The 20,110-nt window shown below is 71.5% G+C and carries 12 protein-coding genes; 3 read left to right on the forward strand and 9 right to left on the reverse strand.

Annotation, left to right across the window (positions count from 1 at the left end; translation table 11 throughout):
• Positions 1–7: 7 nt before the first annotated feature.
• From GTZ93_RS10540 to GTZ93_RS10575, 8 genes are all read right to left on the reverse strand, one after another.
• Entirely contained in the window at positions 8–1,717 is a 1,710-nt protein-coding gene (locus GTZ93_RS10540; protein WP_139915689.1) for a DUF4091 domain-containing protein, read from the reverse strand.
• A 262-nt stretch (positions 1,718–1,979) separates the two neighbouring features.
• Positions 1,980–2,684 (reverse strand): TVP38/TMEM64 family protein, encoded by a 705-nt coding sequence (locus GTZ93_RS10545; RefSeq protein WP_257978969.1) that lies wholly within the window; start codon positions 2,682–2,684, stop codon positions 1,980–1,982.
• A 14-nt stretch (positions 2,685–2,698) separates the two neighbouring features.
• A complete protein-coding gene (locus GTZ93_RS10550; RefSeq protein WP_139915688.1) occupies positions 2,699–3,859 on the reverse strand; it encodes an ABC transporter permease in 1,161 nt (386 codons plus the stop codon).
• 3 nt (positions 3,860–3,862) lie between these two features.
• Positions 3,863–5,029, reverse strand: coding sequence for an ABC transporter permease (locus GTZ93_RS10555; protein ID WP_139915687.1), 1,167 nt, complete (start codon positions 5,027–5,029; stop codon positions 3,863–3,865).
• Positions 5,026–5,724 (reverse strand): ABC transporter ATP-binding protein, encoded by a 699-nt coding sequence (locus GTZ93_RS10560; RefSeq protein WP_139915686.1) that lies wholly within the window; start codon positions 5,722–5,724, stop codon positions 5,026–5,028. The genes GTZ93_RS10555 and GTZ93_RS10560 overlap by 4 nt, the downstream gene beginning before the upstream one ends.
• Complete coding sequence (locus GTZ93_RS10565) at positions 5,721–6,959, reverse strand: efflux RND transporter periplasmic adaptor subunit (protein WP_139915685.1); 1,239 nt, start codon at positions 6,957–6,959, stop codon at positions 5,721–5,723. The genes GTZ93_RS10560 and GTZ93_RS10565 overlap by 4 nt, the downstream gene beginning before the upstream one ends.
• A gap of 98 nt (positions 6,960–7,057) precedes the next feature.
• Positions 7,058–9,721, reverse strand: coding sequence for a formate dehydrogenase subunit alpha (gene fdhF, locus GTZ93_RS10570; protein ID WP_139915684.1), 2,664 nt, complete (start codon positions 9,719–9,721; stop codon positions 7,058–7,060).
• Positions 9,709–11,178, reverse strand: a complete 1,470-nt coding sequence (locus tag GTZ93_RS10575; protein ID WP_139915683.1) for a complex I 51 kDa subunit family protein — start codon at positions 11,176–11,178, stop codon at positions 9,709–9,711. The genes fdhF and GTZ93_RS10575 overlap by 13 nt, the downstream gene beginning before the upstream one ends.
• A 133-nt stretch (positions 11,179–11,311) precedes the next feature.
• Here GTZ93_RS10575 and GTZ93_RS10580 point away from each other — a divergent pair, with 133 nt between their 5' ends.
• Positions 11,312–13,951 (forward strand): P-loop NTPase family protein, encoded by a 2,640-nt coding sequence (locus GTZ93_RS10580; protein WP_139915682.1) that lies wholly within the window; start codon positions 11,312–11,314, stop codon positions 13,949–13,951.
• Complete coding sequence (locus GTZ93_RS10585) at positions 13,948–16,734, forward strand: amidohydrolase family protein (protein ID WP_161662761.1); 2,787 nt, start codon at positions 13,948–13,950, stop codon at positions 16,732–16,734. Before GTZ93_RS10580 ends, GTZ93_RS10585 begins: the two co-directional genes overlap by 4 nt.
• A 3-nt stretch (positions 16,735–16,737) precedes the next feature.
• Here GTZ93_RS10585 and GTZ93_RS10590 read toward each other — a convergent pair whose 3' ends face one another.
• Positions 16,738–17,880, reverse strand: coding sequence for a hypothetical protein (locus GTZ93_RS10590; RefSeq protein ID WP_139915681.1), 1,143 nt, complete (start codon positions 17,878–17,880; stop codon positions 16,738–16,740).
• A 155-nt stretch (positions 17,881–18,035) separates the two neighbouring features.
• Here GTZ93_RS10590 and GTZ93_RS10595 point away from each other — a divergent pair, with 155 nt between their 5' ends.
• The gene (locus GTZ93_RS10595; RefSeq protein ID WP_139915680.1) at positions 18,036–20,069 is read left to right on the forward strand and encodes a membrane dipeptidase; all 2,034 of its coding nucleotides are present in this window, start codon (positions 18,036–18,038) and stop codon (positions 20,067–20,069) included.
• Positions 20,070–20,110 lie beyond the last annotated feature (41 nt).

Raw genomic sequence — 20,110 nt, forward strand, 5'->3', positions numbered from 1 at the left:
CCGTCGCCTACGGCGGCGTGACGCGGTTGCGGCACAGCTGCAGGTAGCGCCGGATGAGCTGGAGCCGCGCCCGGTCGAAGGCCTCGCCGTCGTCGGGGACCGCCCAGGCGTGCGGGATGAGCTTCCGGGCCACGGCACGCGCATACGCCGGGTCGCCCGCGTCACTCACCAGCTTCAGCCATTCGTAGTCCTGCATGCCCTGCCGGATGAGCTTCATGCGCAGCGAGGGCAGCGGGATTTCGGTGGTGCCACCGATGATGGAGGGCAGCCCCGGATAGAAGAGCGTGCCGTCTCCATTGCCATTGAAGCGGAACTGCGTCGTCCACGCGGTGAAGAGCAGGCCCACCGTCTGGTAGTACAGCTCGCCGTTTGCTCCGTTGATGAAATCCAGCCACTGCATGCCGCGCGCCTTGGCCGCCGAGCGGTCCACCATGTACGAGGGCCAACCCTGGCCGGGGATGTTCTCCGGTGGGGGCGGATCTCCCGGGGCGCAGCCGTGGCTCGCGCAGCTCTGGTACAGCCACAGCTCACGGTTGGGCTGGGTGAGGAAGTCGTCGTATTTCGGGCGCTGGTCCCCCACGTAGGGTGGCTGGGTTCCGTCGATGAAGTTCACCAGCACGGTGATGATGTCGATTTCCTCCAGCAGCCCGTGAGCCTCCAGCTCGGTGACGGTGCTGGTCAGCAGCGTGCGCAGCTTCGGGGCCGCCGTGCGGGTGAGCTCCGCCCGGGCCGCCACCGCCTCCCAGGTGGAGCCATAGGGCGGCTCATCCCCCACGTAATCGAACGAGCGCGACAGCCAGCCGCGCGTGTCCGCCTCCGTCTGGAACTCCGTCAGCGACGCGCCATTGGCTGGCCCCAGGTACTGCAAGGCCGTCATGCGCGCCCCGGGCAGGCGGTTGGGGGCGGAGCCGTCAAGGAACGGGCCCCAGCGCTCACTGAATGTGTCGTAGTCCGGCAGGTCCCACGTGGGCAGGTTCACCTCCCGGGGAAAGCCGCTCGCCAGCGTGATGCGGTGCTCCAGCGCCATCCGGTGGAAGAGCTTCAAGAGGCGCACCTGGGTGTCCACGGGGCACACCGGATCCCCCGTGAAGGCACGGCACACGTGGGGAGGCCAGAGCAGGAAGGCGCTGCGCAGCGAGGAGGTGCTCGGCAGGACGGCATCCACCACCTGGAGGCGCACCTCCACCCGTGACGTGAAGCCGTCCCCCTTCACCGTCACCGCGCCACGGTAGGTGCCCGGACGCGCGTGGGGCGGCACGTGCACGTCCACCCAGACGGCGCGGGATTCGCCCGCGGGCACGTCGAAGGGAAAGGCCAGACGCTTCTCGCCCACCACCTCGTCCACGTCCGGCACCAGGCCATCCGGCCACCGCCCGGGCGTCGTCCCCGGGGGCGTGGGTTTCGTGATGTCCAGGAGCGCTTCCCGGTAGAGCAGCAGGTCCCCGCCATTGATGCGCGAGCGGGGCCCGCGCAGCTCCGGCAGGGCGGCGCTCACGCCCCGCAGCCCCGACCGGCCTCCGTGGAGCACCACCTGGAAGGACACGAACTCGTTGCGCGCGGCGGTCAGCGACACGGAACGCTGGACGCGGGGAGGCGTTTCCGGGCGCACCTTCACCATCGCGCTTTCGCCCCAGATGGCCGGACGCGATGGATGCGCCCAGGCGACCTGTTTTCCCATCAATAACAAACAGGCCAGTCCCAGCTTGATGGATTGCATGGCATCCCAGGTTGGAACGTGAGAGGGATCATGGCAATCCACCCCCCGGCGCCAGTGCCCGTGGGGCATCCGATGCTGGCGGACAGGGCGGGCCGCGGGTCGCCCTTGCCGAGAGAGCGCACTGGAGACTGCGTGAGAGTGCGTCGATCGCCCTGTGCTCGACCCATCTCCCTCGCTCTTCGCCGTGTCTCCGCTCGGCGCTGCGAATCTGATCCACGACGCATCTCGACGCCCGGATGCTCCCTCCCGAGTCGAGTAGGGCTCACGGGCTGGAGGACTGTTGGCCCAGGCGCTTGCGCAGCAGATGGAAGGCCCACAGGCCGGCGAGGACGCCGGCCGCGCCCAGTCCCAGCAGCACGGGGGTGCGCCGCTCCAGGAAGCTGGCGCCCAGGTAGACGGTGCCCACCGCGTAGGGGAGCTCCGCCAGGGCGAGGACGGCCAGATAGCGGCGCAGGCCATAGCGCGCGAGGCCGAGCACGTAGCCCGGGACTTCGGATGGGACGGCGAGCTGGAAGAGGAGCACCACACCGAAGGGCGTGCGCCGGGAGATGCGCTCCTCGTAACGGGCGAGCAGGCTGGCGGAGGTGAGCCGGCGGATGACGGGCCTGCCCCATGCGCGGGCGATGCCGTAGGCGCAAGCGCCGCCCAGCATCCAGCCCAACCAGAGCAGGAGCGCGCAGACCGCCTTGCCCCAGGCCTGGAGCGCCACCGGCAGCAGCAGCGCGCTGGAGAAGAAGGCCAGCATCGCCGACAGGGCGGAGAGCAGGACGAAGAGCACCGCGCCCCAGACGGGATGCGTGGAGATGACGGGCGCGGCCGCGTCGACGGCCCGGCGCAGCAGGGACTGGAACGCCTCCGAGGACGCGAGCAGCGCGAGGCCGGCGAGCATCATCACCAGCAGGAGCGCCCGGCCCCACATGGCAGGAAGCCCGTGGTGCTCTTTCTGTGGCTTTGGGGATGCGTTCATGGGCTCCAGGTCCTTCAGGAAGCGCGCAGTGCGTCCAGGATGGACAGGCGCGCGGCGCGCAGCGCGGGCAAGAGCCCGCCCAGGAGCCCCATCCCCGTGCCGAACAGCAGCGCGCCCAGCAGGATGGCGGGGGTGGGGGAGAAGCCGAAGCTCACCGCCGCGAACGTCTGGAAGTTGAGCGTGCGGATGTGGATCCACCGCGTGGCCAGCGCCCCCAGCGCGCCCAGCACGCCTCCGGCCGCGCCCAGCAGGGCGGACTCCACCACCACGCTGGCCAGCACGCTGCGCCGCCGGAAGCCCACCGCGCGCAGCATCCCCAGCTCCGCGACGCGCGTCGCCACCTGGGCGTACATGGTGATCATCGCCCCCAGCACCGCGCCCACGCTGAAGACGACGGACACGAAGAGGCCCAGCACGCGGATGAAGGCGGCCAGCCCGCTGGCCTGGTCCGCCCAGTACGCCGGCTCCGGCCTGGCCTCCAGCGTGAAGCGCGGGTTGGCCTCCACGCGCTTCACGAAGGCATCCACCTCCGCGGGCGAGCGCAGCCGCACCACCGCGGAGCTGTAGTCCTCGCGCCCGAAGGCCGTGCCCAGGCGCATGGCGTCCGCCCACACCTCGGACTCGAAGGCCCCTCCCCGGGCGGTGAAGACGCCCACCACCGGCCAGCGCTGCCGGGCGAATCGCAGCTCCCCGTCCAGCGTGGCCTCCGGCGAGGTGCCAACGAGCGAGCGGCCCAGCACCACCTCGTTGGTGCCCGGCCGTGGCCTGCGCCCGGAGACGAGTTGGACCTCCGGCCGCGCCGCGAAGCTCTCCGCGCTGATGCCGCGCGCCGACGTGTTCATCGCCTGCGTGCGGCCGCTGGGCAGCGTCAGCAGCACCACCCGCTCCCCGGCCACCAGCGGCTGGCCGTCCGGCCCGGACGCCACCTGGGGATCCGTGGTGAGGATGCGCACCGCGTCCCGCTCCACGCCGCTGACCAGCTCGCTGGTGGCCCCCTTGCGCAGCACGACGACGTTGGACGCGTCCCCACCGGAGGCGAGCGCGGACTCGATGCCGTTGGCCAGCATCAGCACCGCGGAGAAGACAAAGACGACGAGCCCCAGCCCTACCACCGTGAGGCCGGTGGACAGCCGGCGCGCCCACAGGCTGCGGGTATTGTAGAAGAGCGGCACCATCGCTCAGGCCACCTTCCTCAGGCCTTCCGCCACCGGCAGCCGCACCGCGCGCAGGGCCGGCCCCACGCCCGCCAGCAGGGACACCGCCACCGCCGCGAGCGCGGAGACCCAGAGCGTGTGCCCCCGCGTGAGGTGGTCCGGCATCGGGCCGAACCGCGAGGCGATGAGCTTCGCGAAGATTCCCACCAGCACCGGCGCGGCCGTCACGCCCAGCGCCGCGGAGCACAGGCCGATGAAGGAGGACTCGGCCAGCACCAGCGCCACCACCGTGCGCGGGCGGAAGCCCAGGGCGCGCAGGGTGGCGATGTCCCGGGTGCGCTCGCGCACGCCCATGGCCAGCGTGTTGCCGATGACGAGCAGGATGATGAGCAGGATGACGGTGGACACCACCCGCACCGCGGTGACGATGGCCGAGGACATGGCCACGAAGCCCAGCTGGAAGGCCTTCTCGCTCTCCGTCTTCGTCGGGTAGGGGCTGTTGCCGAACAGGTGGTCGATGGCCGCCGCCACCTCGGCCGAGCGCGCCGGGTCGTCCACGCGCACCGCGTAGATGCCGACCTTGTCCTTCAGGGCCTCGGTCAGCCGGTCGCTCTCGTTGAGGCAGCGGTAGCCGAACACCAGCGCGGTGGTGTCCACCCCGGGGCGCGCGCCGCGGTAGATGCCGTGCACGTTGAACGTCCAGTCGCCGGGGTAGAGCTGCCCCTTGAGCGTCACCCGGTCCCCTGGCTTCCACCCGAAGCGCTGGGCCAGCCGCTCCCCCACGAGCGCGCCGCACGGGTCACCGCGGAAGGCGGCGAGCTGCGGGGGCGGGACGATGAACTCCGGGAAGACGTCCAGGAAGGTGTGGGTGTCGACGGCGAAGTTGGCGAAGAAGTCCTTCTGCGTGTCGCCCAGCGTGCCGCCGAACCACTCCTGGTGCGTGACGGCGGTGACGCCCGGCAGCGCGGCGATGCGCGCGTAATAGGACAGCGGCAGCGGCTGGGTGAAGGACACCTTGTTGCGGACGATGAGCCGGTCCACCTGCGCGGCCCGCGCGTTGTAATAGAACATGTCGACGACGGTGCTCAGGAAGATGAAGGCCGTCACGCCCACCGCGCCCGCGAGGACGGTGAGCGTCATCCGCAGCGGGTTTCGCATCAGGTCGCGGCCCGCGAGTCCCACGTAGTTCACTGGAGCACCCCCTTGTCCAGGTGGTGCACGCGGCCCGCGCGCTCGGCGGCGTGCGGGTCGTGCGTCACCATCACGAGCGTCTTGTGCAGGTCCCGGTGGAGCACGCCGAAGAGCTCCAGCACGGCCTCCGCCGACTTGCGGTCCAGGTCCCCCGTGGGCTCGTCCGCGATGATGAGGTCCGGGTCGGAGACGATGGCGCGGGCAATGGCCACGCGCTGCTGCTCGCCGCCGGACATCTGCGGCGGGCGGTGGCCCACGCGGTGGCCCAGCCCCACCAGCTCCAGCGCGGCGGCCACGTGCCGGCGCCGCTCCCCGCGCGTCAGCGGCGTGAGCAGCAGGGGCAGCTCCACGTTCTCCGCCGCCGTGAGCACGGGGATGAGGTTGTAGAGCTGGAACACGAAGCCCACGTGGGCGGCGCGCCAGTCGCTGAGCTCCCGGTCGTCCAGCTCCGCCAGGTCGTGGCCGGCCACCTCGACAATGCCGGTGGTGGGCTGGTCCAACCCGGAGATGAGGTTGAGCAGCGTGGACTTGCCGGAGCCGGACGGGCCCATGAAGGCCTCGAAGGCGCCAGTGCCGATGGTCAGGTCCACCGCGGCCAGCACGGGCACCTCCACCGTGCCGCGCCGGTACGTCTTGGACACGCCCCTCAGGCGCACCATGGGGTCCGGAGCCGCGGGCCGCGCGTCCTGGATCATCCGCCTTTCGCCTCCACCTTCACGCGCTGGCCGTCGTGAAGGCGCTTCGGGCCCGGGGCCACCACCACCTGCGTGCCCGCGCCCGGCCCCTGCGTCAATGACAGCTCATCCCCCACGCGCTCGCCCACGCGCACCGGCTGGCGCGTGAGCCGTCCGTCCTTCACCACCCATACGGCGGCGCCCATCGCGTCGCGCACCACAGCGCTGGCGGGCACGCGCGGGGGCTGTCCATGCGCGGCCAGTTCCCCCGGAGGCAGTGGCTGGCGGAGGAAGGAAACCTTGGCGCCCATGTCCGGCAGCGCGCCCTGGGGGACGGACTGGAAGCGCACCAGCACCGTGGCGGTGGCCTTGGAGCGGTCGATGGCGGGGCGCACCGTGGCCACCTGGCCGGGGAAGGCGCGCTCCGGCAGGGCGTCCAGGAAGATGAGGGCGGGCTGGCCGATGCGGATGCGCGAGAGCTGCTCCTCGCTGACCTCGGCCTCGACCTCCAGGGCGTGCAGGTCCACCAGCTCCACGATGCCGCCCAGGTTGGTGCCGGTGAGGGCGGCTGGAGCGAGCACCGCGCCCTCGTTCGCGAGCTTCTTCGACACGGTGCCGTCGAACGGCGCGCGCACCACGGTGTGCGAGAGCTGGAGGCGGGCCGCCTCGCTCGCGCGGCGGGCGACGGCGAGCTGCGCCCGGGCCAGGTTGAGGGCCTCCTGCGTGGCGAGGCCCGCCGTCTCCACGTCGAGGAGCTGGGCCCGGGGGATGACGCCCTGCCTGGCGAGGTTGCGCGTGCGCTGCGTGGTGCGCTGCGCGTTGAGGGCCTGGGCCTCGGACGCGGCGAGCTGGGCCTCGGAGGCACGCACTGTGGCATTGGCGCGGTCCAGGACCACGCGGGCATCCCGGTCATCCAGCCGGGCAAGCACCTGGCCCCGCCTCACGGCCTCGCCTTCCTCCACGGCGACCTCCACGAGCTGGCCCGCGACGAGCGGCGCGATGACCGAGCGGCGCCGCGAGTCGACGTAGCCGGAGGCGGACAGCTCCGTCTGCTGCTCGCCGGGGAGCGGCTCGCGCACCTCGGCCACGCGCACGGTGGGCGCGCGGCGCGACACGGCGGCCGCCACCAGGACGAGCACCGCCACCAGGAGCCCCGCGGGGATGAGCCAGCGCAGCCTGCGCCGGCGCTTCATGGGGGCGGCGGAGCGGTCGATGCGCAGGGCGCTCAACGCGGTCTGGGATTGTGCGTCGGCCATGGCACCTCCCGGCCAGGACCCCGGGCCCTCGAGGATGAGGGTAGGGAGGCGGAGGGCGGGGTGCCACGAGCGGGGCGCCGCTCGCCGCCGCGCCCCGGCTACTCCACGCGCTCCACCCGGACGGCCGTGACCTTGTAGTCGGGCGTATGGGTATACGGGTCCTGATGCGGGCCGATGACGGCGTTGATGAGGGTCTCCGCGGTGTGGAAGGTGGTGAAGAGCTCGCCGGGCCGCAGCCCTTCCGCGCGGTGCATGGGCAGCACCGCCTGGCCATGCCGGCTGCGCACCCGCACGCGCGCGCCATCCTCCAGCCCCAGCCGCTGCGCGTCCGCCGGGGCCATGTCCAGCCAGTCGCCGGGTTGGAGCCGCACGTTCGGCGTGCGGGACGTCATGGTCCCCGCGTTGAAGGCATACAGCCGCCGGCCTGTCATCAGCACGAAGGGGTAGTCCTCCGAGCGCGCCTCCGGCGACGGGGTGTAGCCGATGCGGCGCAGCGCCGCCCGCGGGCCCAGGGCGAAGCCGTGGGTGTGCAGCACGCGGGTGCCCGGATGCGCCTCGTCGGGGCAGGGCCACTGGAGACCGCCGTGCTCCAGGCGCGCATACGCCAGGCCGGCGCCCATGGGCCACACGCGCCGCACCTCGTCCCAGATTCCTTCCGGGGAGGTGAAGGCGAAGCCTTCCGGGTGTCCCAGCGCGCGCGCCGCGCGGCAGAGGATCTCCCAGTCCGGCAAGGACTCGCCCGCGGGAGGCAGCGACGCGCGCACCCGCTGCACGCGCCGCTCGCCGTTCATGAACGTGCCGTCCTTCTCGAACGAGGTGCACGCGGGCAGGAAGACGTGGCCCAGGGCCTTCGCCGTCTCGTTGAGGAACAGGTCCTGCACCACCAGCAGCTCCAGCCGCTCCAGCGCCTGGCGCGTGGTGTGCGCCCCCGGGTTGGTGAGCAGCACGTCATAGCCGAAGGCCCACAGCGCCTTGAGCCGCCCGCCGCGCGCCGCCTCCATCATTTGCATCAGGTCCAGCCCCGGCGTGGAGGGCAGGGGAGCGCCCCAGGCGGCCTCGAAGCGGGTGCGGTGCTCCTCCAGGGGGACGTAGCCGGTGAGCTGCCCCGGCTCGCAGCCCATGTGCGCCGCGCCCTGCACGTTGTTCTGCCCGCGCAGCGGGTTGACGCCCATGCCCGGCCCGCCGAGGTTGCCCGTCAGGAGCGCCAGGTTCACCAGCGCCATGACGGTCTCGGTGCCCTGCACGTGCTCCGTCATGCCCAGCCCGTGCACCATCATGGACGGGCCGTGCGTGGCGTAGAGGCGCGCGGCCTTCCGGAGCTCCTCCGCGTCCACCTCGCACAGCCGCGCGGCGCGCTCGGGCGTCCAGTCGCGGATGAAGGCCTGGAAGTCCTCCACGGCGTCCACGCGCTCGCGCAGGAAGTCCGGAGCGCACAGGCCCTCGGCCACGATGACCTGCGCCAGCGCGTTGAGCAGCGGCACATCCGTGCCGGGCCGGGGCCGCAGGTGCACGTCCGCGTGGCGCGCCAGCTCCGTGCGCCGCGAGTCGATGACGATGAGCTTCGCGCCCCGGAGCGCCGCCTGCTTGATGCGGGCGCCGACGACGGGGTGGCACTCGGTGGCGTTGCTGCCCGCCACCAGCAGGGTGCGCGCGTGCTCCACGTCCTCGAAGGAGTTGGTGGAGGCGCCCGTGCCCAGCATCCGCTTCAGCCCGGCGGCGCTGGGCGCGTGGCACACGCGGGCGCAGCAGTCCACGTTGTTCGTCCCCAGCACCACGCGGGCCAGCTTCTGCGCCAGGTAGTTCTCTTCGTTGGTGGCGCGAGCGGAGCCCAGCATGCCCACCGTGTCCGGGCCGTGCGCGTCCCGCAGGCGGCGCAGGCGCTCCGCGATGAAGCCCAGCGCCTCGTCCCAGGAGGCCCGCCTCCAGCCGCCCGCCTCGCGCAGGAGCGGCACGGTGACGCGGTCCGGCGCCGTCACGAAGTCGAAGGCGTAGCGCCCCTTGGAGCACAGGTGGCCCCGGTTGGACGGGCCCTCGCGTGAGGGCCGCACGGTGACGATGCGGCCCTCACGCGTGCCCACGTCCATCTCACAGCCCACGCCGCAGTAGGAGCAGGTGGTCCGCGTCCACGCCTCCGGCGAGCCCCGGTCCAGCAGGGTGCGGTCCTCCAGCGCGCCGGTGGGGCAGCTGTCCACGCACGCCCCGCAGGAGACGCACGAACTCTCCCGCAGGCTGGGCCCGTCCGGGAGGATGCGCGTCGCGGCGCCCCGGTCCCACACCCGCCAGACGAACTGTCCCTGCACGTCGTCGCAGATGCGCACGCAGCGGTAGCAGTGGATGCACTGGGACATGTCCACGTGGATGTACGGGTGCGAGTCATCCAGCGACTCCGGCCGGTGCGTGCCGAGCGCCTCGTCCGCAAGGCCGTACTCGCGCAGCGCGCGGTGGAAGGGCTTGTCCGGATGGCGCGCCACCGCTTCGGCCGGGTACTCGGAGGCCAGCAGCCGCAGCAGCACCCGGCGCCGCGCCTCCACCTGGGGACTGCGCGTGCGCACCATCATGCCCTCCGCCAGTGGAGTGGTGCAGGCGGCCACCGGACGCTCGCAACCCTCCACCTCCACGATGCACGTGCGGCACGCGCCCACCGGCGTCAGGCGTGTGTCGTCGCACAGCGCGGGGATGGAGATGCCCAGGGACTCCAGCGCCTCCAACACGGTGCCGGGCGCGCACTCGCGAGCCTGCCCGTCGATGATCACCCGAAGCATGCCTCCACCTCCTCCCGGTAGTGGCGCAGCACGCTCCGGGCGAACTCCCCCAGCCCGGTGCCGTGTCCACACAGGCTGGTGAGGCGCAGCGCCTCGGCGACCTCCTCCCAGTCCGCCGCGCCAGCACGGGGAACGGCGCCGGCATCCAGCACGCGCGCGAAGAGCCGCTCGACGTGCCGCGCTCCCAGACGGCAGGGCGTGCACCTTCCGCATGACTCGTACGCGCCGAAGGAGAAGACGTGGTGCACCAGCGCGGCGATGGACGTGTGCGCGTCGAAGGCCACCACGCCGCCGTGCCCCACGGAAGCGCCCACGGCCTGGAGCTCCTCGAAGCCCAGCGGCGTGTCCAGCAGGTGCGGAGGGAGGATGCCCGCCAGCGGCCCCCCAATGAGGACGCCCTTCAGCGGCCCGGTGCGCAGCCCGCCTCCCAGCTCCTCCACCACGGTGCGCACCGGCGTGCCCAGCTCCACTTCGTAGAGCCCCGGGCGGTGGAAGAGCGAGTTGAGCGACAGCACCTTCGTGCCCCGGCTGCCCGGGATTCCCAGCGCCGCGTAGGCCTCGCCGCCGTGGCGTGCAAGCCACGGGAGGTTGGCGAGCGTCTCCACGTTCTGCACCAGCGTGGGCTGGCCGAACAGGCCCGCCTGGGCGGGGTAGGGGGGCCGCGCGCGCACGAAGGGTCGGCGTCCCTCCAGGGCGTTGAGCAGCGCCGTCTCCTCGCCGCACAGGTAGCTGCCGCGCCCCACCTCGATGGAGACCTCGCAGGAGAACGCGCTGCCCAGGATGTGTGGACCCAGCACGCCCTCACGGTGGGCCTCGTGCAGGGCCACGTGCAGCACGCACGCCGCGAGCGGATACTCCTTGCGCACGTAGATGACGCCCCGGCGTGCGCCCACCGCGTAGGCCGCCAGCAACAGGCCCTCCAGCACGGCGTGGGGGTCGTCCTCCATCAGGAAGCGGTCGATATAGGCCCCGGCGTCACCCTCGTCCGCGTTGGCCACGACGACCTTCTCCGCGCCAGGCGCGGCGGCCACCGCGCGCAGCTTGCGTCCGGTGGGGAAGCCCGCGCCTCCCCGGCCGCGCAGCCCGGACCGCTCCACCTGCGCGATGAGGGCCTCGGGGGGCGAGGACAACGCCTGCTCCAGGGCCGCGTAGGCGCCCTGGCGGGTGGCCTCTGTCACGGCGCGGGCTCCACCGCTGGCGACGCGCCCCAGCGTGATGGCCTGGGGGGCCCGGACGTGCACTTCAGGGCGAGCGTCCTCACCCGTGACGGAGGGCGCCCGGTAGCACTGGCCCAGGCAGTAGACGCGGGTCTCGCCCGAAGTGGCCTGCTGCCAGCGCGCGGCATCCAGGTGGCGCGCGACGAAGCAGGCGGTGCCCTGACAGGCATGCGTCCCCAGGGGGCCAGGCCCGAGGTGGTAGAAGGATTCGATTTCGGGTGTGTGCTGCCCTGGCTTCATGCGCCGCCTCCTCCCGCAACATGCGCACGCCGCGTGATTCGGACTTCGCGCCCGCGCTGCTTCCACCTTGCGACATCCCGCCTGACTCCAGGGCGATTCGCACGGCGGTGTCCCCCGACCATCCTCCGGGGCCATGGCCACGACACCGCACGATGCCCCGGAGGCGGGTCAGCCGTACCTGCCCACGCCCCAGGCGGAGGCGCAGGCCTTCGCGTGGGACGACCTGCTGACGCCCACCCGCCAGGGACTCCGGGAGCTCTTCTCCTGGCTGGAGGCGGCCTGCGAGGGCAGCGCGGAAGCGGCCAGCACCGAACATCTCTCCACCAGCCTCCTCGTCTCCGGCGCCCGGGGCTCCGGTAAGACGACCCTCCTGCTCAGCGCCGTGCAGGCGCTGCGGGATTGGAAGTCCTTCGTGCGCGGGGCGCCCGGTCCGGAGGTGGCCGCGCTGTCGCGGACGCTCGAACGGCTGGAGCGGCGCATCCTCTGGCTGGAGCCGCTCGACCTGGAGCCTGTCCCGACACAGGCGAACCTGCTGGCCACGCTGCTGGTCCGCGTGCGGGCCGCGTTGGATCAACCCCGCCGCGGGAAGGGCGCGCGCGGCGATTCCTCCCGGTGGGCGTCCTCCATCCTGGAGGAGGGCGCGGAGGAGACGTGGGGGAAGTTGGATCACCTCATCCGCGACGCGTCGTTCATGTGGGAGGACATCCCGTCCACCACCGATGCCCGCGTGCGCGCGGAGCAGCAGATCCGCGCGTCGGAGATCTACGCCAACTTCCAGCCGCGCTTCGCCGATGCCATGGAGGACGTGGCGCGCACGCTGTCCATGCCGCGCTTCGGCGCGTCCGGCGGCGACCAGGTGCTGCTGGTGCTGCCCATCGACAACGTGGACCGCAGCATCGAGCACCTCTACAACATCGTGAAGCTCACTCGCATGGTGGCCAGCCGCCACCTCTGGTTCGTCCTGGCCGCCGGACACCAGGAGTTCCAGCGCTTCATGGAGCGCTCCTTCCAGAAGGAGCTGATCATCTCCGGTCAGGCCGGCATCGGGATTCGAGGCCAGGAGGAGACGCTCGCCATCGCCCGGCGCCAGGCGGCCACCACGCTGCGCCGCGCGCTGCCGCCCAGCTACCGCATCGCGCTGGACCTGGTGGAACCCCACGAGGCCTGGCGCTTCCCCGTGGACGGGCGGGGTGAGTCGCTGGGCTCGCTGCTGCGGCGCCTACGCCTTCCGGCCGGCAAGCGGACGGAATCGCGCGTGCTGGAGACCTTCGCGGACCTCTTCGACCTGCAAGCCCGGCTCGCGCCCGACGTGGCGCGCTGCTACCGCGAAGCCCTCCGCAATGACGACGCGGAGGCCCGCGAAACCGAAGCGCGCCCGGACGAGCCGCTCCTCCACCACGTGGGGCGACTCGCGCTCACGCTGCCCGCGCGCACCCTTCAGGACCTGTGGCACGCCGTCCGGCGCGAGGTCATGTGCTCCGCCGCGCCCACCACCGGGGCCGCGCCGGAGCAGGGTGAGTCCGTGGTCCGCATCGCCTCGGAGATGCTCCGCAACGCCATCGACGAGAGCGACCTGCCGGCCTGGGCCAGCGAGCAGCTGCACCACCACATCCTCCGTCAGGACGACCAGGGCCGCGTCTGCCTGGACCTGACGGGCAAGCCCATCCGCCGCTCCAAGCGCACCAGCCTCCACGGCGTCCTGCAGGCGCCGCCGCGCGACCCCGGTGGAAACGGGACGGGCGCGCACGCCCGGGTGCTGGGCACGGAGGTGCACCTGCGCCGCTTCCATGAGGTGGTGCTGATGCTGGAGGACCTGGAGGAACCCGGCCGGGAGGCGTCGCTGCCCGCGAACGTCGCCGGCTGGTTCATGGTCCTGCATGACGTGCTGATGCTCTTCGAGCGGCCCCGCGTGCTGAGCGCGGACGTGACGGCGCTCGAGATGAGCCCGGAGATGGTCGCCACCGTGCACGAGTTCTGGTCGGGCCGCGCGCGCGGCGAGCCGTTCGTCCAGGCCGCGTTCTGGTGGACGCCGCCCTCGTGGAACACCTTCATCGAGTTCGCCATCCTCACCGCGCAGTGGCGCGCGTTCCTCGTGCGACTCTCCCGGGGGTTCCTCACCGCCGGGGACGGCGAGGACGCCACCCTGCGCGCCCGCTACATCCAGGCCGCGTGGGTGGAGAACATCTGCTCCATTTCCGGAATGGCGATGGGCCAGTGGAACTGGGGGGATGAACGCCAGGGCGCCATGTCCGTGCTGAAGGCCTCGCGGCTGACCCTCTCGCTGGAACGCTATGAACAGTGGGTGCGCGACGCGGTGGCGGAGCTCGTCACGCGGATCCGTGAGCACAGCGCCGGGTATGATCGGCTCTGGACGGCGCAGGTCTGGCTTCGCGACATGCTGCCGCTCCAGGTGCTGCCGGAGTTCGCGCTCGCCTTCGATGCGCGGAGCCTGCTGCGCCAACCGTCCGGTGTCTCCAGTCCGAATGAAGGCTGGGACCTCCTGGTGAAGGACTGGCGCACCCAGGCGCCCCGGCTGGCGGCCTTCCGGCACCAGCGGGTGCGCGACGCCGTGAATCGCTCCAGCGCGGCGGAGTCGCTCCGTCAGGCGCTCGGCGCGGGCGGCGGGCGCGCGTCGGAGACGTACTACGGCTGGCTCGACACCCTGGTGGACGCCTGGTTCGCGGTGGTGGACCACGACGGGGATCCGCTGGCGGGGGTGGTGCTGGGCCTGACGCCCCACCTGAACCCGCCGTCCCCGGATGAGCATCCGTGAGCAGCGAGGGCGCACGCCCACCGCCGGGAAACCTGGCACCTCGCCGCGTCCCGGAGGCCTTCGTCCGAGCGGAGGTCGCCAGCTTCCCGCTGACGAGCCTCGGGGCCTTCCGATCCGCGGTGACGGAGCTGGTGCCGTCGCTGGATGCGGAGGCCGGCGGCCCCACGCGAGCGCTCTGGCGCGAGTGCGAGAAGAGCCTGTCGGAGCACGCCAGCGGCTGGTCGTTGGACCGGATCATCGCCGTGCGCGACGCGTTCTGGTTTCCCTCGCGAGGCCACGTCAGCCACCGGCAGGCTCCGCGCAAGGGCGTGTCGATGTTCCACTACCTGCGGCACCTGGCGGACACGCACCTGGAGCGCAGGCCCGGCGTCACCGTCATCTTCCAGGGCACGGGCGCGGAGGCGGTGGAGGCGCTGACGCACTACCGCTGGCTCACCTTCGCGATGCCGGAGGACCTGCTGCTGGCGGCCGTGCCGGTGGAGCCGCCTCCCACGCGCGTGGACATCGAACCGCCGCTGCTGGTGCGCCACCTGTTGGATCGTGGCGTGGCGGAGGTGCACCACCACGTCGGCGCGGGCATGGACTTCCCGCTCCTGTGGGCGTCGCTGCTGTCCTCCGTGGGAGACGCGGGCCTGGATCCGCGCACCCTGGCGGGTCCGGGCCTGCCCTTCGACGAAAGCGAGGTGATGCTGCGCTGGCTGCTGGCGACCGCGGTGACCCGCTGTGTCCTCGCGGAGGTCCTGCTGCGCCGCGAGACGCCTTCGCTCCTGGACTTCGTCCGTGGCCTCTCGGAATCCCAGGCATGGCTGCCGCAGCGGCGACGCGTGCTCTCACGCACGCTGGAGGCGCTCTCGCGGGGCCGGCGGGAGATCCTCCCGGAGCTGGATGAACTGCGCGGCCTCTACGAGGACCTCCACCCGCTGGCGGCCCGCAATGTGACCGACCCGCCCGCCACGCTCGATGAAGTATGGCGGCGGTGTGATCCGGTGGCCTTGCGGCTGCGCCTGAGCAGCCCTAACGGAGGGGAGCGCTGGCTGGTGCGCGCGGGCCTGAATCACCTGGGGCGCATGGAGCGCGCGGGTGAGCATGACGTGCACTTCGACCGGCTCTTCTGGCAGGTCCAGCGCGTGCGGTGCCTCAGCTACCGCGCCTATGTGCAGCGGCCGCTGACCGCGGGCCTCCAGTGGTTCATCCGTTTCTATGGCCGGCCAGCCGCGATGAAGCGCCCCCTGCGCGCAGTACGCGCGGAGGTGTCCTACGCGGTAGCGGGCGGTGACCAACCCATCGCCGCGCTGGAGGTCCGCACGAGCCTCGCGAACGACCCCATCCGCATCGCGGAGGAGCTGGCCTCCCTCACGCAGTCATGGCGGGGCGTGCTGGGCCGCACGGGAGAGCGCGCCGTCGGAGGGCGCCCGCCGGAGTTCGGCGTGGTGATGCACCTCATCAAGGCCCGGGACCCCGGCCGGAACTGGACGCAGGGGCAGCCGCCCGCGCACGGCATGGGCACGTACGCGGAGCCGGTGCCCGAGGGCCGCGTGCGGCTGGGCGGACGGTTCTCCGACTACTTCGCCTCGCAGTCGGTGCAGGTGGAGGCGCTGGTGGATCTGCTGAAGGCGGTGCCGCTGTCGCTCTGGCTGGTGCGAGGCCTGGACGTGGCGTCGGATGAGCTGAGTGTGCCCACGTGGGTGCTGGCGCCGCTGTACCGCTACGTGCGGTGGGGCGCCGCGCGCGCCGCGACGAAGCGAGAGGCCCGGGGCGCTCCACCGCTCCGGCTGACGTCGCACGTGGGCGAGGACTACCGGCACCTCATGGAGGGCCTGCGCCGCATCTATGAGAGCCTTCACTACCTGCTGGACCGCACGGGAGGACGGTTGGGCCACGCCACCGCGCTGGGCGTCGAGCCCGGGATGTGGGCGGAGTCCGTGGGCGCGGTGATGATGCCGGCCGAGGACCGGCTGTGGGACCTGGTCTTCGAGTGGCGCCTCTACGGCGACTACCGGCTGCCACCGGCGCTGGCCGCGGAGGCACCTCCCGGACGCCCGCAGCGCGTGGAGAACATGCTGCGCGAGCTGTCCGAGTCCGTCTTCGGAGACTGTATCGCGTCGCATGTGCTGGCCGAGGCGCACCACGTACTGCACACCCTTTGGTGCCCACCGCTGGCGCGGGAGGAGGGCGGCGTGGGCCTGGATGCCTTCAGCCGCGCCTTCCGCCGGCTGGACTGGAGCCGGGTGCTCAACGCGGAGCAGGTCCGAAGCCTCCTCATCGCCTACCGGGAGGACGAGCGCGTGTTCCAGCGCGGGCAGCAGTTGGTGGACATCCCGTTGGACGCGTCGGAGGTGGACGCGCTCCGGACGGTGCAGGACGCGATGCGCCGGCACGTGGGCGCGCGGGGGACCGTCGTGGAGGTGAACCCGTCCAGCAACCTGCTCATCGGCAACCTGATGGACTTGCGCAACCACCCCATCCTGCGGCTCAACCCCCCGCGCGCGGATGACAGCGCACCCCCGCCGGTGCCCATCGCGTTGGGCGCGGACGACCCCGTCACGTTCTCCACCTTCCTGCTGCGCGAATACTCCCTGCTGCACGAGGCGGCGCGCAGCGCGGGCTATTCCGAGCGGGTGGTGCACGAGTGGCTGTCCACCATCCGCCAGACGAGCATGGACGCGCGCTTCACCGCGCCCTGGCGCCCCAATGCCCTGCACATGGCGGACGAGCTGCTGGCCGCGCTGGCCCGCTTCGCCCGGAGGGCCGTGCCACGCCACGAAGCCCCCGCGCCCGTTTGAGCCTCACCGCGCCGCTGGCGCCGGCGTGCGAGGCGGCGGCGTGCTGGCGAGGTTGGACGGAGGCAGCACCTTCTCCGACTGGCCGAGGAGCCGGCCCAGCACCTTGTCCATGATGGAGCTCAGGAGCTTGTCCGCGGACCAACCCGCGACGACCGCCAGCGCCATCAGCGTGAAGAACACGGCCTGGTTGTCGCTCACCACGATGTGGAAGAGGGCAGGGCTGGGGTCCACCCCGGTGCTTCCCGTCCGCGTGTCCACGGACAGCAGCATGCGGGACTGCTCCAGGAAGAGGAGCATCAGCGCCGCGAACGCGCCGATGACGGGCTTCACCATCAGGTGGTAGGCGAAGAAGCGTCCCGTCGCCCCCGTGGCGACGACGAAGCGCTCCTTCGACAGCATGTTGGAGATGATGGCCCCGGAGGCTCCCGCGAAGCCCACCAGGAGCAGGCCCCGGGGAATCAGCTCCCCCGGCCAGGTCTGGATCAACTCCCGCGTCAGCAGCACGAAGGAGATGACGAAGACCGCCAGCAGCAGGAGCGTGCTGAAGACCTGCAACGAGACGTTGATGGAGAGCTGCCAGAACGTCTTGTCCACCTGCTGGTTGACGGAGTCGAGCGCTCCTCGAAGCACGCTGCGGCAATAGCGGGACTCCTCCGCGTCGAGGGGTGGGGGCGCAACGTTTCCGGGCCCGTCCACGCGGGTGAGCTGGCGCACGCTCCGGGGCAGGGGACCGCTCGTCCTGTCCGCGCCGAGCCAGAGGTGGGCCCGCGAGTCCGTCACCCGGCGCTCGAACTGCTGTTGGATCTCCAGCGCCCGGGGCACCAGCATGGACGCGGGCATCACCAGCAGGAGCAGCCCGTCCACTTCGTGGATGAGCTCCCAGTAGGAGAACGACCAGCGCCCCGTGGGCTTGTCCAGGCACCACCGCGCGGCATCCAGCTTCTCCTGACATTGCCGCAGGATGGCCGTTTCCTCGGCGGTGAGATCCTGGCGGATCCGGCACAGCTCGAGGAGCGAGGCGTTGCTCTCCACCCTGTTCCAGAGCAGCTGGGTGGCCGAGCCGAACCCCCACCGACGCCGCCGGAAGCCCACGCGCTTCAGCAGCTCCGGTAGCGCAGAGTCGGGGCGCGTGTCGGTGGCCTCCATGACGCACACATGGCCACGTCTCGGGCATGTGACAACCCTCCCGCGTGGCGCGCCGCGTCAATGCAAGGCTTCACCGCGCTTAGGCCGCAAGCATTGATTAGCTGGAACCGGGGCTGATACTCCCAGTGTGCCCCACCCCCCAGAAAGGTGCATGCATGTCGCGTCGCTCCCGAATTGTCTCAAGGTATTTGTTCTCACCGCTGCTCGCGGCCACGTCGCTCGCGCTGGCTTGCGGGCCCGTCACGGACGAGCCGGCCGCCCCCGTGGAGGCGCCCGTGGAGGCGGCCCAGCCGCTCGCGGTGACCGGCTTCGCGGAGATGCACCACCACATGTTCGCCGAGGAGGCGTTCGGCGGTGGGTGGTTCCACGGAAGTCACACCGGCACGCTGGCGAGCTGTGACGGCGGCATGCCGGAGAGCGACCACGCGCGTGTCCGCATGGACCTGAGCAACATGCTCAACCTCTGTCCCAACTCGGGCAACGTGAACCTGAGCGGCATCCCCGTCCTGTCCGACGTCTTCGGCGTGGGCGGCGCGGTGGCGTCGGAGATCATCGGCCAGGTCGAAGGCACCCAGGGCGACACCGGTCTTCACCTGGGCCGCATGGACACGCCCACCCAGTGGCCGCGCTGGGACACCATCGCGCATCAGCAGGCGTGGGAGGGCTGGCTGAACAAGGCCCGCCAGGGCGGCATGTCCCTGGTCATGGTGTCGCTCGTCAGCAACGAGTTCCTCTGCAAGGCGCTGCCGTACCAGAACCTCAAGCGCCCTTGTGACGAGATGATGGACGTGGATGTCCAGCTCCAGATGGCCCGCGACTTCGACGCGCGCACGGACTGGGCGGAGATCGCCCTTTCGCCCGCGCATGCCCGGCAGATCATCGCGCAGGGCAAGCTCGCCATGGTGCTCTCCATCGAGTCCAGCAAGCTCTTCGGCACCAAGGACTGGCGCGCGGAGTTGAACCGCGTCTATTCGCTGGGCGTGCGCTCGCTGCAGCCCGTGCACCAGCTGGACAACCGCTTTGGCGGCGCGGCCCCGCACAACGCCATCTTCCAGGTGGCCCAGTTCCTGGAGAACTGTCACATCGACACGGACTGCGGCCTCACGGGCAACGGCTTCACGCTCGGCTTCGACGTGGACGCCAACTGCAAGAACACCAAGGGCCTCACCGCGGACGGCAAGCTGCTGGTCCAGGAGATGATGAACAAGGGAATGCTCATCGACATGGCCCACATGTCCGAGAAGAGCGTCCAGGACGCCTATGCCCTGTCCCAGGGCCAGACGTACTACCCGCTGTTCATCTCCCACGGCCACTTCCGCGAGGTGATGAACCCGGACCTGGCCTCCAACGAGAAGACGACGCCGTCGTGGGTGGTCCGCTACGTGCGTCAGACGGGCGGCATGTTCGGCCTGCGCACCGCGCACGACGAGACGCGCAACTACAACCGCACGCCGGTGGCCAACAACTGCCAGGGCTCCACGCGCTCGCTCGCGCAGGCGTACGAGTTCGGCCGCCAGGGCCTCAAGGTCAACATGGGCTTCGGCGCGGACCTGAACGGCTTCATCCAGCAGACGCGCCCGCGCTTCGGTGACTTCGGCGCGTGCTCCGCGGGCTTCCACGCGGAGGCGGACGCGCAGGAGGAGCAGCAGCGTGTCTCTGGCCCGCCGCCGCTGGGCACCGACTTCGACGTGTACGGCCTGGCCCACGTGGGCCTCCTGCCGGACGTGGTGAAGGACCTGAAGCAGTTGGGCGTCAACACCACGGGCCTGGAGGGCTCCTCGGAGAACTTCATCCGGATGTGGGAGCGCGCCAACGGCACCCGCACCGGCATGGCGGACGCGGCCAACGACATCGACACCGGTGGCGTCGACCCCTACGTCGCCAAGGCCACCCGTGAGGCGGCGTTCCCGAAGATCTGCGGCAAGGCCTACGCCCCCAGCACCAAGCTGGTGTCGGAGACGTGCCGCTTCGACCAGGAGTGCAAGTCCAGCCTGTGCAGCGCCCTGGACAACTGCGGCGACATCCCGGGTGTCTGCACCTGCTCCGCCGACTCGCACTGCGCCTCGAACCAGTTCTGCGGCTGGGGCACGAACGACGGCAAGTGTGTGAACAAGCGCGCCAAGGGTTCGCTGTGTTCCGCGGGCCGCGAGTGTCAGTCCGGCAAGTGCTCGTGGCTGATGTGCACCTGAGTTCCCCGCAATGAAACGGCCCCCGGGATTCGAAAATCCCG

Source organism: Corallococcus exiguus (assembly GCF_009909105.1).
Classification (GTDB): Bacteria; Myxococcota; Myxococcia; order Myxococcales; family Myxococcaceae; genus Corallococcus; species Corallococcus exiguus.

Excerpts from the sequence above, each read along its gene's own strand:
- GTZ93_RS10550 (WP_139915688.1), bottom strand. The coding sequence starts at position 3,859 with ATGGTGCCGCTCTTCTACAATACCCGCAGCCTGTGGGCGCGCCGGCTG.
- GTZ93_RS10565 (WP_139915685.1), bottom strand. The coding sequence starts at position 6,959 with ATGGCCGACGCACAATCCCAGACCGCGTTGAGCGCCCTGCGCATCGAC.
- GTZ93_RS10580 (WP_139915682.1), top strand. The coding sequence starts at position 11,312 with ATGGCCACGACACCGCACGATGCCCCGGAGGCGGGTCAGCCGTACCTG.
- GTZ93_RS10540 (WP_139915689.1), bottom strand. The coding sequence starts at position 1,717 with ATGCAATCCATCAAGCTGGGACTGGCCTGTTTGTTATTGATGGGAAAA.
- GTZ93_RS10575 (WP_139915683.1), bottom strand. The coding sequence starts at position 11,178 with ATGAAGCCAGGGCAGCACACACCCGAAATCGAATCCTTCTACCACCTC.
- GTZ93_RS10545 (WP_257978969.1), bottom strand. The coding sequence starts at position 2,684 with ATGAACGCATCCCCAAAGCCACAGAAAGAGCACCACGGGCTTCCTGCC.
- fdhF (WP_139915684.1), bottom strand. The coding sequence starts at position 9,721 with ATGCTTCGGGTGATCATCGACGGGCAGGCTCGCGAGTGCGCGCCCGGC.
- GTZ93_RS10560 (WP_139915686.1), bottom strand. The coding sequence starts at position 5,724 with ATGATCCAGGACGCGCGGCCCGCGGCTCCGGACCCCATGGTGCGCCTG.
- GTZ93_RS10595 (WP_139915680.1), top strand. The coding sequence starts at position 18,036 with ATGTCGCGTCGCTCCCGAATTGTCTCAAGGTATTTGTTCTCACCGCTG.
- GTZ93_RS10590 (WP_139915681.1), bottom strand. The coding sequence starts at position 17,880 with ATGGAGGCCACCGACACGCGCCCCGACTCTGCGCTACCGGAGCTGCTG.